Below are 242 nucleotides of genomic sequence, written 5' to 3'. Positions count from 1 at the left end.
TTCGGCTACAAGCTGTCGGTGAACGCGGACAAGCGCTGCAAGCTCATCCGAAAAATCAAGATCAGCACCGCCAGCGAACACGACACCCTGCACTTCGAAGACGTACTGGACCCGACCAATACCAGCCAGGATGTCTATGCCGATAAAGGCTATGTCAACTACAAGCGCGAAGAGCGCCTGACCGGCCAAGGCTACCGCATGCACATCCAGCGCAAAGGCAGCAAGGACAAGCCAATTTCTGA

The 242-nt window shown here is 55.4% G+C and carries 1 protein-coding gene; it reads left to right on the top strand.

Going from position 1 to position 242, the window contains the following annotated elements; genetic code table 11:
• The coding region (locus GTP44_RS28540) for a transposase (protein WP_161021819.1) at window positions 1–242 on the top strand (242 nt) is incomplete at both ends.

The sequence above is a fragment of the Duganella lactea genome, assembly GCF_009857505.1.
Taxonomy (GTDB): Bacteria; Pseudomonadota; Gammaproteobacteria; order Burkholderiales; family Burkholderiaceae_D; genus Rugamonas; species Rugamonas lactea.
The sequence above is the reverse complement of the archived record's forward strand: the minus strand, read 5'-3'. Positions and strand labels throughout refer to the sequence as shown.